Below are 24,048 nucleotides of genomic sequence, written 5' to 3'. Positions count from 1 at the left end.
TCGGGAGACTGCGATGTCCACCTCCACGCCGAACCGCTCTGCGCTGCTGGCTGCGCTGGCGCTTGTGATCCTGCTGCTGGGCGCGGTGCTCACCGCCGGCGGGGCGTGGTTGGCCAGCCTGGGCGGCTCCTGGTACTACGTGCTGGCCGGTATCGGCCTGCTGATTGCCGGTGTGCAGTTGTGGCGTGGCCGCTACAGCGGCGCGCTGTGGTTCGCCCTGGTTCTGGCCGGCACCGTGCTGTGGACCTGGTGGGAGTCCGGCGGCAACTATTGGCGCTGGGTGCCACGGCTGGGGTTGATGGTCGGCCTGGCCTTCGTGCTGGCGCTGCTGTTGCCGCGCCTGGACCGTCCGGTGTCGCGCACGCTCTCGCGCAGCATCGCCGGCGTGCTGGCGCTGGTGTTCGTGGCCGCCTTCACCCTGGCCTTCGTGCCGCACGGGGTTACCGCCGCCAGCGGCGCCTTCCCCGAGCCGATCACCAGTGCCGGGCTGGCCCCGGCCAGCGATGCACCGCTGCAGCCGGCCGACCGCCCGGCCGAGGGCGACTGGGCCGCCTACGGCCGCAACAACGCCGCCACCCGCTTCTCGCCGCTGCAGCAGATCACCGCCGAGAATGTCGGCACCCTCCAGCAGGCCTGGATGTTCCGCACCGGTGACCTGCCGGAAAAACGCTGGGGCGCCGAGACCACGCCGCTCAAGGTGGGCGACAGCCTGTACCTGTGCACCGCGCGCAACCAGTTGATCGCGCTCAACGCCGCCGATGGCAGCGAGCGCTGGCGCTTCGACCCCAAGGTCAAGGACGCTTCCATCCCGTACACCGCCGCCTGCCGCGGCGTGGCCTATTACGAAGTGCCGGCCACCGCACAGGACGCGGCACTGGCCGATGTGGCCGCCGACCTGGCGGTACCGCCGGCCGGCGTGCCGCTGCTGACCAACCTGCCGCGCAGCGCCTGCGCGACGCGGATCATCGAAGGCACCCTGGACGGCCGCCTGATCGCGGTGGACGCGGCCACCGGCAAGCCCTGCGCCGGCTTTGGCAACAACGGCCAGGTCGACATCACCGCAGGCATGGGCGACAGCCCGCCGGGGTATGTGTCGATCACCTCGCCGCCGGCGATCGTGCAGGGCGTGGTGGTCACCGGCCACCAGGTGCTGGACGGCCAGCGCCGCGATGCGCCGTCGGGGGTGATCCAGGCCTACGACGCCGTCACCGGTGCGCTGCGCTGGGCCTGGGACATGGACCAGCCCGGCCGCAGCGGCGCACCGCCGCACGGGCAGACCTATACCCGTGGCACCCCGAACATGTGGACCACCGCCACCGGCGATGACCAGCTCGGCCTGGTCTACCTGCCGATGGGCAATGCGGCCGGCGATTACTGGAGCGGGTCGCGCACCGACGCCCAGAACACCTACGCCACCTCGCTGGTCGCCATCGACGTCAACACCGGCAAGCCGGTCTGGCATTTCCAGGCGGTGCGCAAGGACGTCTGGGACTACGACCTGGGCTCGCAGGCCACCCTGGTCGATTACCCGACCGCCGCCGGCAAGGTGCCGGCCCTGCTGTTGCCGACCAAGCAGGGCGATCTGTACGTGCTGGACCGCCGCACCGGCCAGCTGCTTACCCCGGCCGAGGAACGCGCGGTGCCCGGCGGTGGGGTGGAACCGGAGCAGCGCGCCCGCACCCAGCGGTTCTCGCTGTACCACACGCTGCGCAAGCCGGACCTGACCGAGCGCGACATGTGGGGCATGACCCCGATCGACCAGCTGGTATGCCGCATCCAGTTCCGCAAGGCCAGCTACGAGGGCTTCTACACCCCGCCGACCGCCGACCGCCATTCCATCGAGTACCCCGGTTACAACGGCGGCTCGGACTGGGGCAGCGTGGCGGTGGATCCGCGTCGCGGGGTGATCGTGGCCAACTACAACGACATGCCCAACTACAACCTGCTGGTACCGCGTGCCAGGGCCGACCAGCTGGGCTGGGTGCCGCGCGAACAGGTGCGCGCCGACAAGGGCGGTGCCGAAGGCGCCGGCGACCCGCAGGCCGGTACGCCGTATGCGATCGACGTCAACGCCGGCTGGCGCCTGCCGTTCACCAGGCTGCTGTGCAAGCAGCCCCCTTACGGCGGCATCCGCGCGATCGACCTGCGTACCGGCAAGACCCTGTGGGACCGCCCGTTCGGCAGCGCCCGCGGCAATGGCCCGTTCGGTATCCGCTCGGGCCTGCCGATCGAGATCGGCACGCCCAACAACGGCGGCGCGGTGGTCACCGCCGGCGGCCTGATCTTCATCGCCGCGGCCACCGACGACCTGCTGCGCGCCATCGACCTGAAGACCGGCAAGGAACTGTGGCACGCCAAACTGCCGGCCGGTGGCCAGGCCAACCCGATGGTCTATGCATCCGGCGGGCGCCAGTACGTGGTGATCATGGCCGGCGGCCACCACTTCATGGAAACCCCGGCGGGCGACTACGTGATTGCCTATGCGCTGCCGAAGTGACCGCCAGTGGGGCGGGGGCATCGATTACGATGCGTTCACCCCACCGCCCTTCCAACGCCCATGAGCAGCACCTGCGCCGCGCGCCTTCCATCGTTGTCCCTGTGCTGCCTGCTGGCGCTGGCCGGCAACGCCATCGCCGGCACCCGCGATGCGGCCGCAGCGCTGGCCGAGTGGGAAGTCAACGGCCGCAGCGTCGGCCTGGCACGCCCGGATACGCCGTGCCAGGACTTCCTGCAGGCGCTGGGCGGCAAACCCGACACGGTCCAGTACGTAGGCTGCGAACAGGATGATGCCTCCTACCTCCAGCCGATGACCGCCCGCTATCGGGTAAGCGGGGCGTCCGCGGCGGCGGTGGAGGCCTACCTGCACCAGACCTTCGGCATGCCCACGCTCACCTATGAATGCTGCGGCTGGAGCAGTGGCGGGCCCCACATCTGGCGCGCGGGCGCCGACGCGGTGGGTTACCAGATCGGCATGGGCGTGGAAACCGTCCGTCATCGGCGTGGGCAGTGGGAGCAGATCCCCAGCTTCGACATCACGGTGGGCGTGATCAGGCGTAGTCCCTAGATCCCCGGCCCGGGGTCAGCGGGGGACCCGCACCATGCGGTTCAACAGGTGCTCCACCACCCCGGACGGATCGGCGGTGCGGCCCACATGCGTGCTGGACATCTGCACCACCGAGCTGCGCTTGGCGGTGAGGAAATGGAAGCGCGCGCGTGCCGGCAACTGCGCGATCGGGCCGGCGTCGGCGTCGCCGCGGCAGATCGCCACGATCGCATCCAGCCAGGGGTGCAGCGCGTCCAGGTCCAGGCTGGGCGCGAAGGCGTGCATCCGCGCCGGGTCGATCTCGATCGCCGCTTCCAGATGTTTGGCGCCGGGGCAGGACACGATCACCCCGACGTTGATGAACTCTTCGCGTTCGACCCGCGGCACCACGCGGATCACCGCATAGTCATAGGTATGCAGCGTGGGCACCGATGGCCTCCTGGACGAACGCGGCACGCGCCTGCAGGCGGCGCTTGAGGTAATCGATATAGGCCTGGCGGTACGCCGCCGGGCCGTCGAACGCCGGCTCATCCACCAGCCAGCTGTCGGGTACCCGCGCGACGATGCGCTCGATCTCGGCATCGGGCAGCAGGCCGGCCAGCTCGACGTCGGCCTCGGCGATGCGGCTGGCGAACGGCAGCAGCACATGGTCGCGAATCAAGACGAACGGCTTCTCGCAGGCCTCGCCGGCGTTTGCCCAGTCGTGGTGGAAGTACATCGCCGCGCCATGGTCGATCAGGTACAGCTGGCGGTGCCAGACCATCAGGTTCGGGTTGCGCGCGGTGCGGTCCACGTTGCTGATCAACGCGTCGAACCAGACGATGCGCGAGGCCAGCCCGGCATCCACCGGCATCGCGGCCGGGTCGTAATTGATCGCACCGGGCAGGTAATCGCTGCCCAGGTTGAGCCCCTCGCTGGCGCGGATCAGGTCCTGGATCTCCGGGTCCGGTTCGGTGCGGGCGAACTCCCGGTCCAGTTCGACCAGCACGATCTCCGGAATCGGCAGGCCGATGCTGCGCGCCATCTCACCGGCGATCAACTCGGCGATCAACGCCTTCGGCCCTTGCCCGGCACCACGGAACTTGAGCACCACCATTCCGTCGTCGTCGGTCTCGACCACGGCGGGCAGCGAGCCGCCCTCGCGGAGCGGGGTGATGTAGCGAAGTGCGTGCACGGTGCGCATGCCGGATCCATTGACGGGGTTGCGGCGTCATCTTACCGTGAGGCGCATCCGTATTCCGACGGCGCTGCCGCGCCCCGGGCGTACCATCGGCTGCGATCCACGAACTGATCGGGGTGGGGCGATGGGCAAGGGATGGGCGTATCTGGCACTGGCCATCATCGGCGCACTGCTGTTGTGGGCCAACGGCCGGTTCGACGAAGTGGCCGGTGGAACCAACCTGCGCGACCGCGAGGCGTACTGGCAGGACCAGGCCGACAGGGCGGCATTGCAGGACGCCGGCCGCGCCGACGTTGATGCCTTCGCCGCCCGGCATGGGCTGGTACTGGAGTGCACCCGGAGCGCTGCCGGTCCGGACGTCACCGAGTGTGTGGCCGACGACCACCTCGCCAAGGGCGGCACCGCGACCCACCCGATGACGTTGCAGCTGTTCTTCATGTTCTACGGCGACCGCCTGCACACCTTCACCAGCAGCCCGCGTTCGCTGGAGTAATCGGCCTGCCTGCGCCCATGGCCTGGCGGGGAAAGTGCCCGGCGCGCCTGAGGGCGAACGTAAATGGGTTCATATAGTTGGTGAAAATGTTTAGTGCATCACAAAATGCAAAGGTGCCCGCCACATTCGATCAAATATCGCGTGTCCGCCGTTGCAGTGCGTGCTAGAACGGCAGGGCCAGTCAATCGGTTGGCATTCGATATCAGATAGCAACAAAACAACAAGGAGTCATGTTATGGCTGGTTTTGTTCGCGCTATGCAAGTATCCCTGAATCTGCGTTCGCACAGTCCCACCCAGAGCATCCGCTCGAAATACATCTACTGGATTATTTTCTAAGCGTAGATGCTCGGCGTATTTTCATGAACATTCCAGGGGTGGCCAATGGCCACCCCTGGTATTTCGGGGGTGGACGATGGCCGATCGTGCAGCAGATGCGGAAGTAGTTTCAATCGACCACCTGCTGGAGCGGGTCGGCCGCGAAGGACCGGTGCTCACTTTCCAGAACGAGGTGGTCGGCATTTTCGATCCGGCGCTGGCGGTCAAGGTCGACAAGGCCAATACCGACCAGCACACCGTTCCCGATTCCTTGATCGACTACCTGGGCCTGCGCGGCGCGGCCGCACCGGTGGCCTGGCGCGAGGTGCGCGCCTTGCTCAGTGAGCAGGGCGGTCGGCTGGCGGCGCCCCAACACATGCGCGGCCTGTACGCGCGCATGCACGCCTTCCTGACCCGGCGCTGCGGCGCGGTACAGGACTTGAGCGAACTGAGCTGGTGGACCATCTCCGAATCGCTGTTGCCGCTGCTGGTCGACGGCATGGACCAACGCGATACCGATGCGCTGATCGGCGAGCAGAAAACCCGCTACAACGGCATCGTGCTGCAGGACTTCTCGTTCTGGCGCCGGGTGCTGAACTTCCACTTGTCGCGCCGCGCCGCGCGCACGGTGGTGCGGCATATCAAGCGCCGCGCCCGCGCAGCGGAGCCGCGCGACGATTTCCTGCAGTCGCTGCTTCCGCTGGCCGACCGCATCGGCGTGGACCGGGTGGCCTACCTGGTCTCGACCGTGCTGGCCGGCATGTCCGGCCTGCCCGGGCTTACCGCGGCCAGCCTGCTGTATGCGATGCACCGTTACCCCGAGTGGCAGCAGCGCATCCGTGCGGAAACCACCGCGCTCAGCCTGGAGGCGCTGTACACGCTGCCGATGCGGGAACTGCCGTGCACCTCGCGCTTCATCAAGGAAACCATCCGGGTCTGGCCCGGGCTGTTCGCGCTGCGCCGCCCGGCCTGGCACGACATCGATGCCGAAGGGGTGTCGATCAAGAAGGGCGCCGCCTACGAGCTGTCCTCCTATTACCAGCATCACTCCCCCGAGTTCTGGGACGCACCGGACGTGTTCGACCCGGACCGCTGGCTGCCCTCGCGCCGGCAGCCCAACAAGGGCGCCTACGTCCCGTTCGGCTTCGCCTCGCGCGCCTGCATCGGCAGCGCCGTCGGCCATGCGCAGCTCGTGCTGTTCTGCGCCCTGGTCACCCGCGAGTTCGATATCCAGGTACAGACCGATCCGGCACCGTGGATGAAGCTGGAAGGGTTCGCATTGCCGATGGCGTTCAGGGGCGTGGTGACGCCGGCACCGGGGTGACGGTGCGGCGCTGGCAGATCGCCGGCGTGGCGATCACGTTTCACCGCTGGCGGGGGCGCCGATTGCCGCGTTACCAGACGGACGCAGGGATGGAGCGGCGCCCGAAGGCGTACTGTCTTCGGGAACCGTATCCATCTTGACGCTGCAGCAGTTGCCCGGCAGGTTCAACGGCAGTCGATGCCGTTGGGGAGGATGCGTGCAACGTCGACGAATGCTCTGCTGCAGGCGCGTATGCGCACAGCGCCAGTGCACCCACCGCGATGGCCCACGATTGAATACCTACATACCTGGGCATGTGCATGGCCTGCGTGAAAGTGACGGCCCCGAAAGGGACTGGATGAAGCAAACATAAGCGCAAATCACGGCATGGGGTGGCGACGCGGATCCTGGTCTAGGATGGCTCCAGGCATTGAGGAGACGCAGCGATGAACGAAGGGTTCAACGGTGACCGGCTTTCCCTGGATGCGTCCAAGGCCGAACAGATGATCGGCAAACTGGTCCTGGTGGGGGTGACCCGCTATGGTCATGACGGTCGGATGCAGGACCGGCAGCAGTACGCGGGCACGGTGCTGCGCATCAACGTCGATGAAGGCGTGGTGTTGTGCGATGACGTGGACGGGCACGAGCGGTATCTGCCGCCCTTGCTGGAGCAGTATCTGGCCGCCGAGCCCGGCGCGTACCGCATGCAGTCCAATGGCACCATGGTGTTGGATCCGGATTACCTGGTGACCTGGGACCTGCGCGTGCGGCACTAGGCTCGGTGCGTCTGCGGTGCACCCGGCGGCCCGCTCCCCGACCCTCGGTGGCGTGCCTGCGCCGGCTACCGGCATGGCGTGCATGCTAGCCTCTGTCCAGCCACCACGGGAGATCCACCGATGCCCTCGCTGTTGCACGCCGTCGTTGCCGCTACCGCGCTTTCCCTGCTGTCGCCGGCCGTCCGGGCCGAGCCTGCGGCGCCACCGGCGTCCGGCGGTGCGCCGGTGGAGGGCCGGCGCAGCGATGCACAGCAGCGCCTGCGCGACTGGCCGCAGCTGCAGTACTACCGTGCCGAGAATGCCGCGCTGCCGGCGCCGGCGACGGGCCAGCCACGGGTGGTGCTGTTCGGCGACTCGATCACCGAAGGCTGGGGCCGCACCGGCAGCGATACGTTCTTCCCGGGCAAGGGCTATATCAACCGCGGCATCAGCGGACAGACCACCGCGCAGATGCTGCTGCGCTTCCGCCAGGACGTGATTGCGCTGCAACCGGCGGTGGTGGTGATCCTGGCCGGTACCAACGACATCGCCGGCAATACCGGCCCGGCCACCCAGGCGATGATCGAAGACAACCTGCAATCGATGCTGGAGCTGGCCCAGGCACATCGCATCACGGTTGTGCTGGCCTCGGTGCTGCCGGTCAGCGATTACCCGTGGATGCCCGGCATTGCACCGGCGCCGAAGGTGCGCGCGCTCAACGCGGCGCTGCAGCGCCATGCCGCCACCCACCACGCGATCTATCTGGATTACTACACCGCACTGGCCAACCGCGACGGCGGCCTGGACAAGGCACTGGCCGAAGACGGCGTGCATCCCACCGCGGCCGGCTATGCGCGCATGGCGCCGCTGGCCGAGGCGGCAATAGGCAAGGCGCTGGCGCAGCGACGCTGAACCGAACGGCCCGGAGGGCTCAGGCGTCGTCCAGCTTGAGCGCCGCATCGGCGGCCAGCAGCGCTTCGGCGGCCGGGCCCAGGGCGGGCGAGGGCACATCCGCCACACCGATGGACTGCATCATCCGCGGCATGTCCACGAAACGGCGTTGGCGGCGGTCGTAGATTCCGGTGACCAGCAGCGCGCGGGTGGCGATCTTCTCATCGCCCAGCAGCACCCGCTGTTCCATGATCACCCGGGTGCCGACCCAGCCGACCAGGCGCGTTTCCAGGGTGAAACGCTGGAATGGCTTGAGCTCGCGGCGGAACTGGATGGTGCCGGCACCGACGATCGGCGCCCACTTCTCGCGCAGCGCCACCCGGCCCAGGCCCATGCGCAGGATCAGGTCCAGCCGGCCCAGATCGAAGATGTTCCAGTAGCGCCCGTTGGTCATGTGCAGGTTGCTGTCCAGGTCGTTGGGCAACACCCGGAATGGCAGGCGCGACACGCCCAGCGGCGCGGCCAGGCGCGGGCGGAAGAAGCTGCACAGCAGCAGATGGAGCAGGCGGAACCAGAGATTCATAAATCTATGACGACTGTTATAAAGCCGATACGCTAGGCTATGACGACCGTCTTAGCAAGGATAGGCCCATGAGCCCCCCTCCCACCGATACCCCACAGCGCGTGGTCGCTGCCGCGGCGGACATGCTGGCGCGGGTGGGCTTGAACGCCACCAGCATCCGCGAGGTGACCAAGGCCGCCGATGCACCGTTGGGCTCCACCTATCACCATTTCCCCGGCGGCAAGCAGGAATTGCTGGCGCGCGCCACCACGTTGGCCGGCGACAAGGTCGGTGTGCTGCTGGAGACGCTGCTGCGCGACGGCGCGCAGGAAGGCATGCGCCAATTCCTGGCGATCTGGCGCGAGCGTCTGCTGCGTTCGCAGCTGCGTGCCGGGTGCCCGGTGCTGGCAGCGGCGGTGGAAGAACCCAGCGATGGCAGCGAGAGCATCGCGCGCGCGGCGGCAGCGGCGGCGTTCGCGGGTTGGGAAGTACGCCTGGCCGAGGCGCTGGAGCGCGAAGGCCATGCCCCCGGGCAGGCGCCGCAGCTGGCCACGCTGGTGATCGCCGGCATCGAAGGCGCGGTGGCCCTGAGTCGCGCTGCCCGGGACATCGCACCGTTCGACCGGGTAGCGGCGCAGTTGCAGGCGCTGGTTGCCGCGCCTGCACGCAACTAGGCATTGGGCGGTGCGCGGCGCACTACAATGCGACGGTGCATTCCGCACTCATGGCAAGGACGTCCGCATGCTGCATCACCTTTCCCTTGGCGTCCGCGACCTGGCGGTGGCTGGCGCGTTCTATGACGCCGTGCTCGGCGCGCTGGGCTACCGCCGGGTGTTCGAGGACGACACCGCGATCGGCTACGGGCTGATCGACGACCAGGACCTGCTGTGCCTGAAGCTGCGCGACGACGCCAGCCCGCCGGGCGCGGGGTTCCACCTGGCCTTCAGTGCGCCCTCACGTGCGTCGTTGCAAGCATTCCATCGGGCCGCGCTGCAGACCGGCGGGCAGGACAATGGCGCAGCTGGACCGCGCCCGGACTACGGCGATCATTACCACGCGGCGTTCGTGATCGATCCAGATGGCCACCGCATCGAAGCGGTGATCAATGCCGCGGCAGCCTGACCGCCGTCAGCTTTGATCCAGCGCAGACCGGGGCTACCCGCACCGGTTGCCTCGCTATAATCAGTCGGATGCGGGCACTTGCCTGCCAACGCCCCAGACTGTAGACAAGGAAGCACATGGCAGACGTCACTCGGGCGCGCACAGGTCACCTGATGCGCAAGCTGTTCGGCATCCTGCAGACGCTACCGGAAGGGATGCGTGCGGCTGATGCATTGCACGTGTTGGAGCAACAGGTGGAGCTCACGCCTTACGAAGCCGGCGACTATGCCTCGGGAGGACGCCGCTTCGAGAAGATCGTGCGTTTCGCCACAGTCGACACGGTCAAAGCCGGCTGGCTGATCAAGGACAAAGGGATCTGGACCGTCACTGGCGAGGGCGCCGCGGCGTTCCAGTTGTATCTGGATCCTGAACAGTTCTACGGCCAGGCGGTGAAACTGTATGGCCAATGGAAGAAATCGCAGCCCTCGCCGGACGCTGAGGTGGTGGATGATGCGATGGTGGAGAACTCGGCAAGCATCACGCTTGAACAAGCCGAGGAAATGGCCTGGGACGAGATCTCGGCGCACCTGGCCGTCATGCCGCCCTACGAGTTCCAAGAATTGGTGGCATCGCTGCTCTCGGCGATGGGATACCACGTGGCCTGGATTGCGCCGCCCGGCAAGGACGGCGGTGTGGATGTGATTGCCTACAACGATCCGCTCGGCACCCGGCCGCCGCGGATTAAGGTGCAGGTAAAACGCAATGCCAATTCGCCACGTATCGATGTGATGGGCCTGCGTAGCTTCATGGCGGTGTTGGGCGAGGGCGATGTCGGGCTGTTCGTGGCGCTGTCCGGGTTCACCAAGGACGCGGATCTGGAAGCTCGTCAGAGCCATCGGCGCATCACCCTGATTGATGCCAACCAGCTGGTCGACCTCTGGACCCGGCATTACGCACAGCTTGACGACGGCGCACGCCGCCGCCTGCCATTGAAGCCGGTATGGTTCCTGGCCAGCGACGACTAAGGGCAGGGCAATGGATTGAGGCGGTGAGCAAGCCGGCTGGCTGAGGGAACGTTCCGTTCCCCGGCACTGGCGTGGTGGCCGCCGCCCGCGCTATACAACCCCGACATCCACACCCGGGGGGCAGGCATGCTCGACGCACTGCGCATGACATTGCTGGCGCTGGCACTGTTGCTTGGAGGGGCCGCCCACGCGGCCCCCGCGCGCGGGCCGGACATCCACATCGAAGACGCCACGCGTTTCTTTGCGCTCTACGACGCCACCGGGGGCAGGCCCACGGCGCAGCAGATCGAGCAGGACTACCTGGCCAAGGGCTCGCCCAGCCTGCACACCTTTGCCAAGCTGCGCCGGGTGACCGCGCAGCGCATCGCCGACCAGATGGGCAAGGACCCGGCGATGTATGCCAAGGCCAGGCAGTGCCTGGCCGAGTTGCCTGCGGCGAAGCAGCGCCTGGCCGAATCGTTCCAGCACCTGCTGGCCGCCCATCCGCAGGCGCGCCTGCCGCCGGTGGCGATCGTGGTGGGTCGCGGCCGCCCGGTGGGCATCGCCGAACCGGCCGGCGTGACCATCGGGCTGGAAGCGCTGTGTTCGGCCGATTTCATGAACCCGAACGTGCAGGACCGCTTCGTACACGTCATCGCGCACGAATACGCGCACGTCCAGCAGGGGCCGATCACCGAGTTCGAGATCGGCGATCCTACCGCCACGGTGTTGCGGGTGTCGGTGGCCGAAGGCGTTGCCGAGCTGGTTGCCGAGGTGATTTCCGGCAATGTCGGCAACGCGCGCCACGCCGAGTGGACGCGCGGCCGCGAAGCGGAGATCGAAACGGCCTTCGTGCGCGACATGGACAGTACCGATCTCTCGGCCTGGGCGTACAACTACCGCAGCCCCGATCAGCCCTACGACCTGGGCTACTGGGTCGGTTACCGCATCGCCAAGGCCTACTACCTGCAGGCCAAAGACCGCAGGGCGGCATTGCGGCATCTGATGGCGGTGGACGATCCCAGGAAGCTGCTGGCCGAAAGCGGCTGGACGCCGGGCATGGTGCAGCCATCGATCGACACGCTGGAGTAGGGCAGCCACGCGGCGGGGCATGGCTATACTCGCGGCACACGCGGGCGTTGCCCGATACCCTTCCTGCGGAGCCTGTCATGCGCGACCCCCGTCGTACCCACGCTTCCCTGCGGCGCGCTGGATTGCATGTGCCGCGTTGGGCCACCGGTCTGGGCGGGTTGCTGCTGGGGCTGTTCTGCAGCGGTTTCGCCGCGACGGTGATGACCGTGCTGGGCGCCAGCGTGGTGCCGGAACTGCTGCAACCATGGGCCGATGCAGGCATGCCCGCGCCCGCGTTGACGCAGGCGTTCGCCCACGGCTATGCGGTGGCCTGGCTGGGCCCGCCAGCGGTGCTGCTGCTGTGGCGTCTGGGTGGCAGTGCCGGACCGCTGCTGGCCGGGTTGGCCGGCATGGCGGCGCTGGCGTTGGGTGCGATCTTCACCGTGTTCGCGCTGTACCTGCCGATCTTCCAGGCTGCCAGCGCGATCTGAGCGGACGCATGCGCGGCCGACGCATAGTGGCGTTTCCCGCGCAGTGCGGCCGGGACGCATGCACCCGTTCAAGATTCCGCCGTTGCTGCCGATTACGTTGATGGTGCCGCAGGCGATTGGCCACCGTGGCGAACGCTGCGCTGGCGCGGATCATGCTGCGGCTGGAGCCTTGGACACGGAGCAATACACATGGATGAAATGCCGGAATACCCGTATATCGACAGCCGTTACAGCGATCCACGCGAAATGGATGAGCTGAACAATTTCGTCGCCGCGCTGCGGCTCTGGAAGCTGAAGTACAAGGTCAAGCGGGTGTTCTACGACAGCAAAGTCAACCTGTGCGAGATCACGCTTGATCCGGATATCGACGCACCAACCGAAGATCTGATCTTTGCGTTGGTCGACGACCATGTCGGCCAGTACCTCCGCGACGGCGTGGTCTGCCATGGCAAGCCGATGGCGGACTGGTACGACCTGGACAGGGACCTGGACAACGAGGCCGACATCGACGGTGAAGAAGAGCCGGACCAGTGCGTGCTGGCTGGCGATGATGACGAGGGCCAGGAGGAGCCTGCCGGTTCAGCCATGGCCGGCATCGCTGCGCCGGTACAGGCGCTGCACTGGGATGAGCACCGGCAGACGCTGGCCGAACAGCGTGCATTGGCCGGCCTGGAAGGCGAGCGCGCGCTGGCGGAATGGTTCGAGCGGGAAGGGTTGTCTTATGTCGCCGTCTGCCAGCAACCGGAAACCTTCGCCAGCCTGTTCTCCGGGGCGGTCAAGCGTCCGGACTTCCTGCTGTTGTTCGACGCGTTGGGAATGATCGGCGTGGATGCCAAGAACCTGTCGCCCAACGAATGGCGGGGACGCCTGTTCTACTCGTTGACCCTGGACGATGAGCTCAAGAAGGCGGTCGCGTTCGAGCGTGTGTTCCGCATGCCGGTCTGGTATGCCATCAAGGGCAGGGAGGAGTGGCTCTGGATCAGCGCCTTGAAAGCGGTCGAGGTGGGGCGGACGTTCCAGAACAGCACCACCAAGGCCAATTTCGTCAGCATCGGCAAGCAGCATTTCGTGCACGTCCGTACCGGTGACGACCTGGCCGGCCTGTATGCCCAGCGGATGCCCTCGTACCAGCGGGTCGCCGCGTTGACTGGATGAGCCCGACGCCGGTCCAGGGGCAACCCTGAGCCGGCTTGTGGGGGCTGGCATCGTCTGCGTTGTCCAGGATCCTGCGCGGCGTTGCGGCACTCGCCCCGTTAGGATGGGCGCATGGACATTCCCGAAGACATCCACCAGCACGTGCTGGGCATCGCCCGCGCCATCGCCGAGGCTTCCAGCGCCGGCGACACGCGCGCGCAATGGCAGTTGCACGGGCAGTTGCGCGAGTTCTGCCACGCCATGGCCGACGCCGGTCGCGACCATCCGTTCCTGTGGGAAACCCTGGCCGATTTCACCCGCGACGACCGCGTGGCGATCGGCCTGTACCAGCGCGCCCTGCTGCAGGTACGCCAGCTGGGCTCGGCCGAGGCGGAAGCCTCGATCTGCATGGAGCTGGCGCAGCGCCATCTTGTACTGGCAGAGCCGGCCATCGCCTACGCCTTCGCGCTGCGCGCCGACGATGCGGCCCGGCTCACCGATGACCTGCCGCTGCGCCAGCGGGTCAGCCAGTTCCTGCTCGATCATTCGGTGGACGATCCGCAGGGATGAGCGCGCCACCGCGCAGGACGCGACGGCACCGTGCTCACTCGAAGCGCCAGCGCAGGCCGGCATACACCCCCCGGCCTTCGCCCGGGGTGGAGCGTGCCACGTCCTTGCCGGCATCGTTGTAGCCCGGCGTCACCGTGGCTGCATAGTGGCGGTCGCCGATGTTGCGCAGTTCCGCCCACGCCTGCCAGCGCCCGCTGGGGGCATCGAACCCGACCCGACTGCCGACGATGGCATGGCTGTCGGCGCGGACGCTGTTGGCGTAGTCCACGAACATCGCCGAGGCGTACTCGGTGTTGAGCGCGGCGTAGAAACCGCTGGGGTGGTCGTAGCGCAGCTCGGCCTGGTAGTAATGGCGGGGCAGGCCGGGCAAGCGATTGCTGCCGAACAGCGCGTCATCGCGGTAGCGGAAGTCGCTGAAGGTGTAGGCCTGGCGCAACGACAGGCGGCCATCGCGTCCCTGCCACAGCGTGCTGTCCAGCCCGGCTTCCAGGCCGCGGTGCACGGTGGGGCTGGCGTTGTTCTCGGCCACGAACAGGTTCGGTACCGGCAGTACTTCCACGGTGAGCAGTTCATGCAGCACACGGGCGTAGTAGCCGGTCAGCTCCCAGCGGCCGAGCGCGTTGTCGCCGCGTGCGCCCAGTTCCAGCGTGGTGGCGGTCTGGTTGTCCAGCTGTACGGGGGCGCGCTGGCGACCGGTGGATGCGCCGTTGCCTGCCGCGAAATACTGGTTGGAGCCCCAGATCATCGACCACGGGTGCGCCGGCTCCACCGAGCGGCTGAGGTTGCCGAACCATTGCAGCTGCGGGCTCTGCTGCCAGGTGAAGCCCAACCGTGGCGCATAGTCCCACTGGTGCTCGCGCAGGCGCTCGGGCGTGGCCGGCCAGGTCACCTGCACATCGCGGCGGGTGTTGATCAGCGCCAGCCCGGTCTGCAGATGCAGGGCGTCGGTCAGGGCCAGGTCGTTGCCGATGTGCAGCGTGCTGTCGGTGCCGTGGTGCGAGAAATCGCGCGTGTGGGTGCCGGCGGCATAGCCGTTGCTGGCAAAGCGCAGCGTCTCGCGCACGTCCGCGTCCAGGTCGTGGGTGACGCGCAGGCCCAGCGTGGTGACGCTGTCGCGGCCGAACAATACGTGCCGGTGACGGTAGTCGAGCATGGCATTGAGATTGGCGTAATCCAGCTGCTGCCGGTACAGGCTTTCGTTCAAGTCCATCGGGTAGTTGTGATACACCAGCCCGGCCTGCAACGAGGACGCCTCGTCGATCTGCCACGTGGTCATGTTGCCGATCCAGGTGCTGCCCGGCTGCGGGCGGCGCGCGTCGACGGCCAGGTTGGCCGGGTTGGCCGCGCGCGGGTCGTTGCGGATCTGGTCGCGGGTCAGGCGCCCGGGGGTTTCGTGGTGGGTCTGGCGGTAGCGCACGAAGAAGCGCGTTTCCAGCTGAGGGGTGATCTGCCAGCCCAGGTTGGCCATGGCGCCCTTGCCGTCGCCACTGGCGTGGCGCTGGTAGCCATCGAACTCGGTGTCGGTGTAGGCGAGGTAGTAATCGACATCGCCGCTCACCCCGCCATAACCGACCCCGCGCTTCTGGTACCCGCGGCTGCCCGCTTCGTACTGCAGTTCCAGCCCCGCCGAATCGCGGCCACTGCGGCTCACGTAGTTGATCGCGCCGCCCAGCGCCAACGCGCCGCGCTCGAACCCATTTGCACCGCGCAGCACCTCGGCCCGGCTCAGCCACAGCGGTTCGAGCAGTTCGTAGGGCGTGCCGCCCGGGCCGGTCAGCGGCAGGCCGTCCAGCGATACCGAAATGCCCGACGCGTGCGCGCCGGGGCCACGGTTGATGCCCGAGCCACGGATGGACACCTTGGCGCCTTCGTTGCCCGGCGACTGCGCACTGATGCCGGGCTGGTAGGCCAGCACGTCGGCGCTGCCGGACAGGCGGCGGTCGGCATTGGCCAGGTCGATCACATTGCCGGCGCCGGGAATGCGCTTGAGCGCGGCGCGGGCCTGCTCGGTATCGCTGGCGGCGGTAACGTTGACCGCGTCCAGGGTGACCGCCTGCGCGGCGGGCGCGGCTCGGGCAGCAGGGGCGGCGGCAAGGATGGCCGACAGGGCGATGGCGAGCAGGGACAGGGCAGGGGCGGTGGAGCGATTCGGGAGGGCAGTCATTCGTGCGCGGTATCAGTGCGGACAGGGCCCACGTTGCCGTGCCATCCTGTCAACTTTATGTGGGTGGCGAAAGTTAACAGAATGTTGCGTGTTCGTCACCCTTGTGGGGCGTATGGGAGGTCGTGGGGCGGTCGCTGCCCACTGGAACCTCATGCAGTCGGTCACGACGATGCGGCACGATGATCCTGTATTCGTTGGACTGGTCAAGCGCGGTGTTGGGATATTTCTGCGCAGATGGGGGCATATCTGACACGCGCCGATGCGAAGGATCCCCGTGCCGCCCTGTTGCCAGATGCCTTGTTGCATCCGTCGCTCGGCCCGGCTTTCGTTTGGTCTATATAGGTGGACCGAGTCGTTCTCTAGTCTTGTCGCAGCAGGCTTCCTCCGCCTGAAAACTGGGATACGACCGTTGATTTGGTTTTATGGGAGGGTGAGGAAAGATGAAGGACCCAGATTTCGAGCTTTTTGTCCGGACGTTTGGCGAGGCAGCCGATCGCGTGAGCGTTCCGGAGGAATGCTTCGACAAGTGGACCAACGTGTTGCCAGCCTCTTTGCTCAGCTATTGGCGCGAAGATGGCTGGGCGAGCTATGGAAGCGGTCGACTATGGACGGTTAATCCAGATGATTACCGGGATGTAAAAGACGCATGGCTCGAACAGACTCCCTTCGCATCGATCGACACATATCACGTGTATGCCAGAAGCGGATTCGGAAGACTCTATCTCTGCGGAGAGGCATCGGGACGTGGGGCAAGTATCGATCCGATCGGCAATGAGGTGTTTGCTCTGCAGAACTGCCTACGATTCAAGTCCCTGGACCGTCAGGACGGGGGTATCCGTGCCTTCTTCGCATGTCGCGATCTTGAGGATTTCGATTGCCGCGACGACGAGGGTGAGCTCTTGTTCGAGCGGGCCCTGGAAAGCCTCGGACGCCTGCGGGTGGACGAAATGTATGGTTTTGAGCCAGCGTTGGCGCTGGGTGGCAAAATCTCCCTTGAGGGGATGCGTCGGGTGAAGATCCAGCAACATCTGCACCTGTTCCGCGAGCTGGAGCCGCCTTCGTTCCCCAAGTACTCCGTGGGCGTCAAACCACTCATTAAGCGGTGAACCAGCAGAGCACGCAATGAGCTGACGTCAGGGGCAACCGCTGCAGTGCTCGCCAAGCCCCGGCACCCGGCCGGGGCTCACCCCAATCAGCCCAGAATCCCCGGCAGATCCAGCCCCTTCTCCTTCGCACAGTCCACCGCAATCTCATACCCGGCATCGGCATGCCGCATCACGCCGGTGGCCGGGTCGTTCCACAGCACCCGGGCGATGCGCTTGGCGGCGGCCTCGGTGCCGTCGCAGACGATCACCATGCCGGCGTGCTGGGAGAAGCCCATGCCGACGCCGCCGCCGTGGTGCAGCGATACCCAGGTGGCGCCGCTGGCGGTGTTGAGCAGGGCGTTGAGCAGCGGCCAGTCGGACACCGCGTCCGAGCCGTCCTGCATGGCTTCGGTTTCACGGTTGGGCGAGGCCACGCTGCCGCTGTCCAGGTGGTCGCGGCCGATCACCACCGGTGCCTTCAGTTCGCCGCTGGCGACCATCTCGTTGAAGGCCAGGCCCAGCCGGTCGCGGTCGCCCAGCCCCACCCAGCAGATGCGCGCGGGCAGGCCCTGGAACTTGATCTTCTCGGCGGCCATGTCCAGCCAGCGGTGCAGGTGCGGGTTGTCCGGGATCAGTTCCTTGACCTTGGCGTCGGTCCTGGCGATGTCTTCGGGGTCGCCGCTGAGCGCGGCCCAGCGGAACGGGCCGATGCCGCGGCAGAACAGCGGACGGATATAGGCCGGTACGAAGCCGGGGAAGTCGAAGGCATTTTCAACGCCTTCCTCCAGCGCCATCTGGCGCAGGTTGTTGCCGTAGTCCACGGTCGGCACGCCCAGCGCATGGAAGGCGAGCATGGCGCGGATGTGGTTGGCCATCGAATCGCGCGCGGCCTTCTCCACCGCCTTCGGCGCGGACACGCGCTTGTCGTCCCATTCTTCCACCGTCCAGCCCTGCGGCAGGTAGCCGTTGACCGGGTCGTGCGCGGACGTCTGGTCGGTCAGCAGGTCCGGCTTGACCCCTCGCAGCAGCAGTTCGTCCAGCACGTCGGCCACGTTGCCAAGCAGGCCGACCGACAGCGGTTTCTTCGCGGTGCACGATTCCTCGATCAGGCGCAACGCTTCGTCCAGGTTGTCGGTCCAGGTGTCCAGGTAGCCGGTACGCAGGCGCATTTCGATACTGCTCCTGCGGCATTCCACCGCCAGGCACGAGGCGCCGGCCATCACCGCGGCCAGCGGCTGCGCGCCGCCCATGCCGCCCAGGCCACCGGTGAACAACCACTTGCCGGCCAGGCTGCCGGTGTAGTGTTGGCGGCCCATTTCCACGAAGGTCTCATAGGTGCCCTGCACGATGCCCTGCGCGCCGATGTAGATCCAGCTGCCGGCGGTCATCTGGCCGTACATCGCCAGGCCCTTCCTGTCCAGTTCGTTGAAGTGGTCCCAGTTGGCCCAGCGCGGCACCAGGTTGGAGTTGGCGATCAGCACCCGCGGGGCATCCACGTGGGTGCGGAATACGCCGACCGGCTTGCCCGACTGCACCAGCAGGGTCTGGTCATCGTCCAGGCGCTTGAGCGTTTCCACGATCGCATCGAAGCTCTCCCAGTCGCGCGCGGCGCGGCCGATGCCGCCATACACCACCAGCTCCTGCGGCCGCTCGGCCACGTCCGGATGCAGGTTGTTCATCAGCATGCGCAGCGGCGCTTCGGTCAGCCAGCTCTTGCAGGTGAGCGTGGGGCCGGTCGGGGCGAGGATGGTGCGGGTGGGATCGTGACGGTTCATGCAGCGCTCCGGGAATGGGCGAAATCCAGGCAGGCCTTGAGCACCTGCTGCAGGGTCTGGTGCACGGGGGCACCCAGGTAGGGGTTGTAGCTGCTGGGCCACTGGCTGGGGTCCAGCTGCAGGGGCTCGTCCATGTAGCCGCGGCAGGCCAGCTCCATCTGCAGGCTGTGCACGCCGCCGGCGATGTCGCTGTAATGGCGGGTGATCCAGCCGCCCTTGAAACGGCCGTTGCGCACGTGGCTCATGCCGCTGCCCGCGCACAGGTTCTCGACCACATCGGCCAGGGCGTTGTCGCAGCTGGTGTCGTCGTTGGTGCCCAGGTTGAACTGCGGCAGCTGCCCGTCGAACAGGTGCGGGATGATCGAGCGGATCGAGTGCGCGTCGTAGACCACCACGGTGGCGTGGCGCCGGCGCAGCCGCGCGATCTGCGCGGCCAGCGCGGCGTGGTAGGGCGCGAAATAAGTGTCGCGGCGGCGGGCGATTTCGGCCTCGTCCGGTTCCCGGCCCGGGTGGTACAGCGGCTGGTTGTCGAAGGTGACCAGCGGGCACAGGCCGGTGGTGTTCTGGCCGGGGTACAGGGTGGCGCCGCTGGGGTCGCGGTTGACGTCGATCACCGAGCGCGAAATCGTCGTGCGCACCGTGGTGGCGCCCAGGCCCTGGGCGAACGCGTACAGCTGGTCCACCCACCAGTCGGTATCGCGGCGGGCCAGCCACGGCGAGACGAAATCGCCGGCCAGGTCCTCGGGCAGGTCGCTGCCGGTATGCGGGAAGCTGACGATCAGCGGCGCATCGCCCACGTGTACCTGCAGCCACGGTGGGCGTGCGTAGTGGATGGGGTGGTCGGTGGCCGGCAGGCCGGTGATCGCCGCGCCGTGGCGCGGTGTGCCGATGCGTGGCGTGCTCATGCCAGCGGCTCCACCTGCGGCAGCAGCGCGGCCAGGCCTTCGGCCAGCGCGCCGCTGCGCACCAGGGCGGTGGCGGCCACCATGTCCGGGTGGAAATAGCGGTCGTCCTGCAGGGTGGGTACCTGCGCACGCAGGCGCGCACGCACGCCTTCCAGGGCCTGGCTGGAGCGCAGCGGGGCATGGAAGTCGCAGCCCTGGGCGGCGGCCAGCAGTTCGATGCCGACCACGTTGGCCGCGTTCTCGGCCATCGCCAGCAGGCGGCGCGCGCCGTGCGCGGCCATCGATACATGGTCTTCCTGGTTGGCCGAGGTCGGGATCGAATCCACGCTGGCCGGGTAGGCGCGCTGCTTGTTTTCCGAGACCAGCGCCGCGGCGGTGACCTGCGGAATCATGAAGCCGGAATTCAGGCCGGGCCTGGGGGTCAGGAAGGCGGGCAGGCCGGACAGGGCCGGGTCGACCAGCATCGCGGTGCGGCGTTCGCTGATCGAGCCGATCTCGCAGATCGCCATGGCCAGCATGTCCGCGGCGAAGGCCACCGGCTCGGCGTGGAAGTTGCCGCCGCTCAGCGCCTCGTTGGTGTCGGTGAACACCAGTGGGTTGTCGGACACGCCATTGGCTTCGATCGCCAGCGTGGTGGCGGCCTGGCGCATCACATCGAAGGCGGCGCCCATCACCTGCGGCTGGCAGCGCAGGCAGTACGGGTCCTGCACGCGCACGTCGTTGTCGCGGTGCGATTCGCGGATCGCCGAGCCCTGCATCAGGGCGCGCAGGGTGGCGGCGGTGGCGATCTGGCCGCGTTGGCCGCGGATGGCGTGGATGCGCGGATCGAACGGGGTGTCCGAGCCCTTGGCCGCTTCCACCGACAGCGCGCCGGTGACCAGCGCGGCCTGGAACACGGTGGTGATCTCGAACAGGCCGGCCAGTGCGTAGGCGGTGGAGTACTGGGTGCCGTTGAGCAGGGCCAGGCCCTCCTTGGCGCCCAGCACGCGCGGGGCCAGGCCGAGCCGGGCCAGTGCGTCGGCGGCGGTCAGGCGCTCCCCGTCGAGGAAGGCCTCGCCCACCCCGATCATCACCCCGGCCAGGTGCGACAGCGGGGCCAGGTCGCCGGAGGCGCCGACCGAACCCTGGCAGGGAATCACCGGCACGATGTCGTGCTGCAGGAAGGCTTCCAGCAGCGCCAGGGTGTCCGGGTGGATGCCCGAGGCGCCCTGGGCCAGGCTGGTCAGCTTCAGCGCCATCATCAGCCGCACCACCGGCGCCGGCATCGGCTCACCCACGCCGGCGGCATGGGAGAGCACGATATTGCGCTGCAGGGTGGCCAGGTCGTCGCGCTCGATGCGCACGCTGGCCAGTTTGCCAAAGCCGGTATTGATGCCGTAGACCGGGTCGCCCTTGGCCACGATGTCGGCCACGGTCTGCGCGCTGCGCAGCACCGCCGCGGCCGAGGCCGGGTCCAGCCGCACCCGCGCGCCATCGTAGATCGCGCGCCAGTCCGCCAGCGTCACCGCACCGGGGTTCAGGGTCAAAGTCGTACTCATGGAATCTCCAGACATCACAGGGTTCAGACGGATACGCCGCGCATCACGCGCGCGTGCAGGGGATTGAAGCCCATGCGGTACACCAGGTCGGCCGGCGCCTGGATGTCCCACACGGCCAGGTTGCAGTCCAGCCCGGGCGCCAGCCGGCCAATGCGCTCGTAGCGGCCCAGCGCACGCGCCGCTTCACGGGTGAAGCCGGCGATGCACTCGTCCACGGTCATGCGGAACAGGGTGGCGGCCATGTTCATGGCCAGCAGCGGGCTGGTCAGCGGCGAGGTGCCGGGATTGGAATCGGTGGCCAGGGCCAGCGGCACGCCGGCCGCGCGCAACGCGGCGATCGGCGGCACGGTGGTGTCGCGGGTGAAATAGAACGCGCCCGGCAGCAGCACCGCCACGGTGCCGGCCGCGCGCATGGCGGCGATGCCGTCGGCATCGAGGTGTTCGATATGGTCGGCCGACAGCGCGCCATGGCGCGCGGCCAGGGCGGCGCCGTGCTGGTTGCTGAGCTGCTCGGCGTGGATCTTGACCGCCAGGCCGTGCCGGCCGGCGGCCACGAACACCTGCTCGGCCTGCGCGGCGCTGAAGCCGATGGTTTCGCAGAACACATCCACCGCCTCGGCCAGCCCGTCGGCGGCCACGGCCGGAATCATCACGCCGCAGACCTCGTCGATGTAGTCCTGTGCCTGGCGCCCGGGCGGCACGGCATGGGCGCCCAGGAAGGTGGGCACCACCTCGACCGTGCGCCGCCGGCCCAGTTCGCGCGCCACCCGCAGCTGCTTGCGTTCGTCTTCCAGGGTCAGGCCGTAGCCGGATTTGATTTCCACCGTGGTGATGCCCTCGGCCAGCATCGCATCCAGCCGCGGCAGGCTGGCGGCGATCAGCTCGGCATCGCTGGCCGCGCGGGTGGCGCGCACGGTGGAGACGATGCCACCGCCGGCGCGGGCGATATCGGCATAGCTCACGCCCTGCAGGCGCTGCTCGAACTCGCCGGCGCGGTTGCCGGCGTAGACCAGGTGGGTATGGCAGTCGACCAGGCCGGGGCTGATCCAGCGCCCGCCGCAGTCGATGCGCTGTGCCGGCTGCAGGTGCGCGGCCGAACCGGCCGCACCGACATGCACGATGCGGCCGTCGGTGGCGGCGATCACGCCGTCCTCGATCACGCCCAGGCCCGGGCCATCGACGGTGATCAGGTTGGCGTGGTACCAGAGGGTGTCACAGTGCATGGCAGCAACCGCTTCGGCTTATATGTCTATACAATATAGGCGCCACTTCCGGGATGTCCAGTGATGCCAGCCACCCCCGCCGCGACCCTTGTTTTCCATGCCACCCACGCGCTGCTGCCGCAGGGCTGGGCCTGCGATGTGCGCATTGTGTGCGCCGACGGCCGCCTGGCCGAGGTTACCGCAGGCGTGCCCGCGCAGCCGGGCGATACCGCGCTGGCGATCGCGCTGCCGGGGCTGGGCAACCTGCACAGCCATGCCTTCCAGCGCGGCATGGCCGGGCTGACCGAGATCGGCGGCAACCGCGGCGACAGTTTCTGGAGCTGGCGCGAGTTGATGTACCGCTTCCTGGCCCACCTGCAGCCCGAGGCGGTGCAGGCCATTGCCGAGCAGGCCTATGTGGAGATGCTGGAATCGGGTTTCACCCGGGTGGGTGAGTTCCATTACCTGCACCACGCCGCCGATGGCACCGCCTATGCCAACCGTGCCGAGATGGCCGAACGCATCGCCGCTGCCGCGCAGGGCAGTGGCATCGGCCTGACCCTGTTGCCGGTGTTCTATGCGCATGCCGATTTCGGCGGGGCCGCGCCGAACCCGGCGCAGCGCCGGCTGATCCATGACGTGGATGGGTTTGCCGACCTGCTCGACGGCTGCCGGCGCGCGTTGGCCGGCATCGACGATGCGGTGCTGGGCATCGCCCCGCACAGCCTGCGCGCGGTCACCGGCGACGAGCTGGCCGCGCTGCTGCCGCTGACCACCGGGCCGGTGCATATCCATATCGCCGAGCAGACCCGTGAAGTGGATGCCTGCGTGGCCTGGAGCGGGTTGCGCCCGGTGCGGTGGCTGTACGAACACGCCGCGGTGGACCCGCGCTGGTGCCTGGTGCATGCCACCCACGTGGACGACGACGAACTGCAGCGCATCCTGGCCAGCCAGGCGGTGGTGGGGTTGTGCCCGATCACCGAGGCCAACCTGGGCGACGGCCTGTTCCCGATGCAGGCGTTCGCGCGCGCCGGCGGCCGCTTTGGCGTAGGCAGCGATTCCAATGTATTGATCGATGCGGCCGAAGAGCTGCGCCTGCTCGAGTACGGCCAGCGCCTGCACTGGCGCGGGCGCAACGTGCTGGCGCCGGGCGATGGCCAGTCCAGCGGGCGCTGGTTGTACCAGCAGGCATTGCAGGGCGGCGCGCAGGCGCTGGGGGTGGTCACCGGCCTGCAGGTCGGTGCGCCGGCCGATCTGGTCGAACTGGACCGGCAGCACCCGGCACTGATCGCGCGCGACGGCGATGCCTTGCTTGACAGCTGGCTGTTCGCCGCACGTAATGGCGCGGTGCGCTCGGTATGGCGCCACGGGCGCCAGCTGGTGCGGCAGGGCCGCCACGTGCAGCGTGAGGCGGTGGCCGCCCGCTTTGCTGCCGCCCTTCGCACGTTGTTGCTGGCCCGCTGAG

23 protein-coding genes are annotated in these 24,048 nt (G+C 67.9%); 15 read left to right on the top strand and 8 right to left on the bottom strand.

Features of this window, described 5'->3' with window-relative positions; genetic code table 11:
* The first annotated feature begins 13 nt into the window (after nucleotides 1-13).
* Entirely contained in the window at nucleotides 14-2,497 is a 2,484-nt protein-coding gene (locus tag AC3ITM_RS11680; protein ID WP_489265177.1) for a membrane-bound PQQ-dependent dehydrogenase, glucose/quinate/shikimate family, read from the top strand.
* Between the two features lie 60 nt (nucleotides 2,498-2,557).
* On the top strand, nucleotides 2,558-3,064 hold the full coding sequence (locus tag AC3ITM_RS11675; protein WP_489265175.1) for a DUF4952 domain-containing protein: 507 nt from the start codon (nucleotides 2,558-2,560) through the stop codon (nucleotides 3,062-3,064).
* Between the two features lie 15 nt (nucleotides 3,065-3,079).
* On the opposite strand, the gene AC3ITM_RS11670 is transcribed toward AC3ITM_RS11675, so the two are convergent.
* Entirely contained in the window at nucleotides 3,080-3,472 is a 393-nt protein-coding gene (locus tag AC3ITM_RS11670; RefSeq protein WP_489265173.1) for a DUF3037 domain-containing protein, read from the bottom strand.
* The gene (locus tag AC3ITM_RS11665; RefSeq protein WP_489265172.1) at nucleotides 3,450-4,226 is read right to left on the bottom strand and encodes a HipA family kinase; all 777 of its coding nucleotides are present in this window, start codon (nucleotides 4,224-4,226) and stop codon (nucleotides 3,450-3,452) included. The genes AC3ITM_RS11670 and AC3ITM_RS11665 overlap by 23 nt, the downstream gene beginning before the upstream one ends.
* Nucleotides 4,227-4,347: 121 nt before the next feature.
* On the opposite strand from AC3ITM_RS11665, the gene AC3ITM_RS11660 reads away from it, so the two are divergent.
* The 4 genes from AC3ITM_RS11660 to AC3ITM_RS11645 all read left to right on the top strand — a co-directional run bounded on the left by AC3ITM_RS11660 (nucleotide 4,348) and on the right by AC3ITM_RS11645 (nucleotide 8,002).
* On the top strand, nucleotides 4,348-4,716 hold the full coding sequence (locus tag AC3ITM_RS11660) for a hypothetical protein (protein ID WP_489265170.1): 369 nt from the start codon (nucleotides 4,348-4,350) through the stop codon (nucleotides 4,714-4,716).
* A 413-nt stretch (nucleotides 4,717-5,129) separates the two neighbouring features.
* Nucleotides 5,130-6,356, top strand: coding sequence for a cytochrome P450 (locus tag AC3ITM_RS11655; RefSeq protein ID WP_228887157.1), 1,227 nt, complete (start codon nucleotides 5,130-5,132; stop codon nucleotides 6,354-6,356).
* Nucleotides 6,357-6,781: 425 nt separating this feature from the next.
* Nucleotides 6,782-7,111 carry a hypothetical protein gene (locus AC3ITM_RS11650; protein WP_228887158.1) on the top strand — a complete coding sequence of 110 codons (330 nt, stop codon included), beginning with the start codon at nucleotides 6,782-6,784 and terminating at the stop codon, nucleotides 7,109-7,111.
* A gap of 120 nt (nucleotides 7,112-7,231) precedes the next feature.
* Nucleotides 7,232-8,002, top strand: a complete 771-nt coding sequence (locus AC3ITM_RS11645) for an SGNH/GDSL hydrolase family protein (protein WP_489265167.1) — start codon at nucleotides 7,232-7,234, stop codon at nucleotides 8,000-8,002.
* A 19-nt stretch (nucleotides 8,003-8,021) separates the two neighbouring features.
* On the opposite strand, the gene AC3ITM_RS11640 is transcribed toward AC3ITM_RS11645, so the two are convergent.
* A complete protein-coding gene (locus AC3ITM_RS11640) occupies nucleotides 8,022-8,564 on the bottom strand; it encodes a thioesterase family protein (protein WP_489265166.1) in 543 nt (180 codons plus the stop codon).
* A gap of 68 nt (nucleotides 8,565-8,632) precedes the next feature.
* On the opposite strand from AC3ITM_RS11640, the gene AC3ITM_RS11635 reads away from it, so the two are divergent.
* The 7 genes from AC3ITM_RS11635 to AC3ITM_RS11605 all read left to right on the top strand — a co-directional run bounded on the left by AC3ITM_RS11635 (nucleotide 8,633) and on the right by AC3ITM_RS11605 (nucleotide 13,914).
* Nucleotides 8,633-9,217 (top strand): TetR/AcrR family transcriptional regulator, encoded by a 585-nt coding sequence (locus tag AC3ITM_RS11635; protein WP_489265164.1) that lies wholly within the window; start codon nucleotides 8,633-8,635, stop codon nucleotides 9,215-9,217.
* A gap of 67 nt (nucleotides 9,218-9,284) precedes the next feature.
* On the top strand, nucleotides 9,285-9,665 hold the full coding sequence (locus AC3ITM_RS11630; RefSeq protein ID WP_489265162.1) for a VOC family protein: 381 nt from the start codon (nucleotides 9,285-9,287) through the stop codon (nucleotides 9,663-9,665).
* Between the two features lie 116 nt (nucleotides 9,666-9,781).
* On the top strand, nucleotides 9,782-10,669 hold the full coding sequence (locus AC3ITM_RS11625) for a restriction endonuclease (protein ID WP_489265160.1): 888 nt from the start codon (nucleotides 9,782-9,784) through the stop codon (nucleotides 10,667-10,669).
* A 126-nt stretch (nucleotides 10,670-10,795) separates the two neighbouring features.
* Nucleotides 10,796-11,740 (top strand): DUF2268 domain-containing putative Zn-dependent protease, encoded by a 945-nt coding sequence (locus AC3ITM_RS11620; RefSeq protein ID WP_489265159.1) that lies wholly within the window; start codon nucleotides 10,796-10,798, stop codon nucleotides 11,738-11,740.
* A 77-nt stretch (nucleotides 11,741-11,817) separates the two neighbouring features.
* Nucleotides 11,818-12,210 carry a hypothetical protein gene (locus AC3ITM_RS11615; RefSeq protein WP_489265157.1) on the top strand — a complete coding sequence of 131 codons (393 nt, stop codon included), beginning with the start codon at nucleotides 11,818-11,820 and terminating at the stop codon, nucleotides 12,208-12,210.
* A 642-nt stretch (nucleotides 12,211-12,852) separates the two neighbouring features.
* A complete protein-coding gene (locus AC3ITM_RS11610) occupies nucleotides 12,853-13,365 on the top strand; it encodes a hypothetical protein (RefSeq protein ID WP_489270094.1) in 513 nt (170 codons plus the stop codon).
* Nucleotides 13,366-13,476: 111 nt separating this feature from the next.
* Nucleotides 13,477-13,914, top strand: coding sequence for a hypothetical protein (locus AC3ITM_RS11605; protein WP_489265155.1), 438 nt, complete (start codon nucleotides 13,477-13,479; stop codon nucleotides 13,912-13,914).
* A gap of 34 nt (nucleotides 13,915-13,948) precedes the next feature.
* Here the strand turns inward: AC3ITM_RS11605 and AC3ITM_RS11600 are convergent, their stop codons facing one another.
* Nucleotides 13,949-16,078 carry a TonB-dependent receptor family protein gene (locus AC3ITM_RS11600; RefSeq protein ID WP_489265153.1) on the bottom strand — a complete coding sequence of 710 codons (2,130 nt, stop codon included), beginning with the start codon at nucleotides 16,076-16,078 and terminating at the stop codon, nucleotides 13,949-13,951.
* Between the two features lie 440 nt (nucleotides 16,079-16,518).
* Between AC3ITM_RS11600 and AC3ITM_RS11595 the strand changes: the two genes are divergently transcribed.
* Complete coding sequence (locus AC3ITM_RS11595) at nucleotides 16,519-17,184, top strand: GAD-like domain-containing protein (RefSeq protein ID WP_489265152.1); 666 nt, start codon at nucleotides 16,519-16,521, stop codon at nucleotides 17,182-17,184.
* 86 nt (nucleotides 17,185-17,270) lie between these two features.
* On the opposite strand, the gene hutU is transcribed toward AC3ITM_RS11595, so the two are convergent.
* From hutU to hutI, 4 genes are read right to left on the bottom strand one after another with little or no spacing between them, the layout of a single operon-like run.
* Nucleotides 17,271-18,938 (bottom strand): urocanate hydratase, encoded by a 1,668-nt coding sequence (gene hutU, locus AC3ITM_RS11590; protein ID WP_489265150.1) that lies wholly within the window; start codon nucleotides 18,936-18,938, stop codon nucleotides 17,271-17,273.
* Entirely contained in the window at nucleotides 18,935-19,843 is a 909-nt protein-coding gene (gene hutG / locus AC3ITM_RS11585; protein WP_489265148.1) for an N-formylglutamate deformylase, read from the bottom strand. Before hutG ends, hutU begins: the two co-directional genes overlap by 4 nt.
* A complete protein-coding gene (hutH, locus tag AC3ITM_RS11580) occupies nucleotides 19,840-21,381 on the bottom strand; it encodes a histidine ammonia-lyase (RefSeq protein ID WP_489265146.1) in 1,542 nt (513 codons plus the stop codon). Before hutH ends, hutG begins: the two co-directional genes overlap by 4 nt.
* Nucleotides 21,382-21,404: 23 nt before the next feature.
* Nucleotides 21,405-22,604, bottom strand: a complete 1,200-nt coding sequence (hutI, locus tag AC3ITM_RS11575; RefSeq protein WP_489265144.1) for an imidazolonepropionase — start codon at nucleotides 22,602-22,604, stop codon at nucleotides 21,405-21,407.
* 63 nt (nucleotides 22,605-22,667) lie between these two features.
* On the opposite strand from hutI, the gene AC3ITM_RS11570 reads away from it, so the two are divergent.
* Nucleotides 22,668-24,047, top strand: a complete 1,380-nt coding sequence (locus tag AC3ITM_RS11570; protein WP_489265142.1) for a formimidoylglutamate deiminase — start codon at nucleotides 22,668-22,670, stop codon at nucleotides 24,045-24,047.
* The last annotated feature ends 1 nt before the right edge of the window (nucleotide 24,048 follow it).

Source organism: Stenotrophomonas sp. KH_029, assembly GCF_057839765.1.
This window is presented reverse-complemented; position numbering and strand designations above follow the sequence as displayed.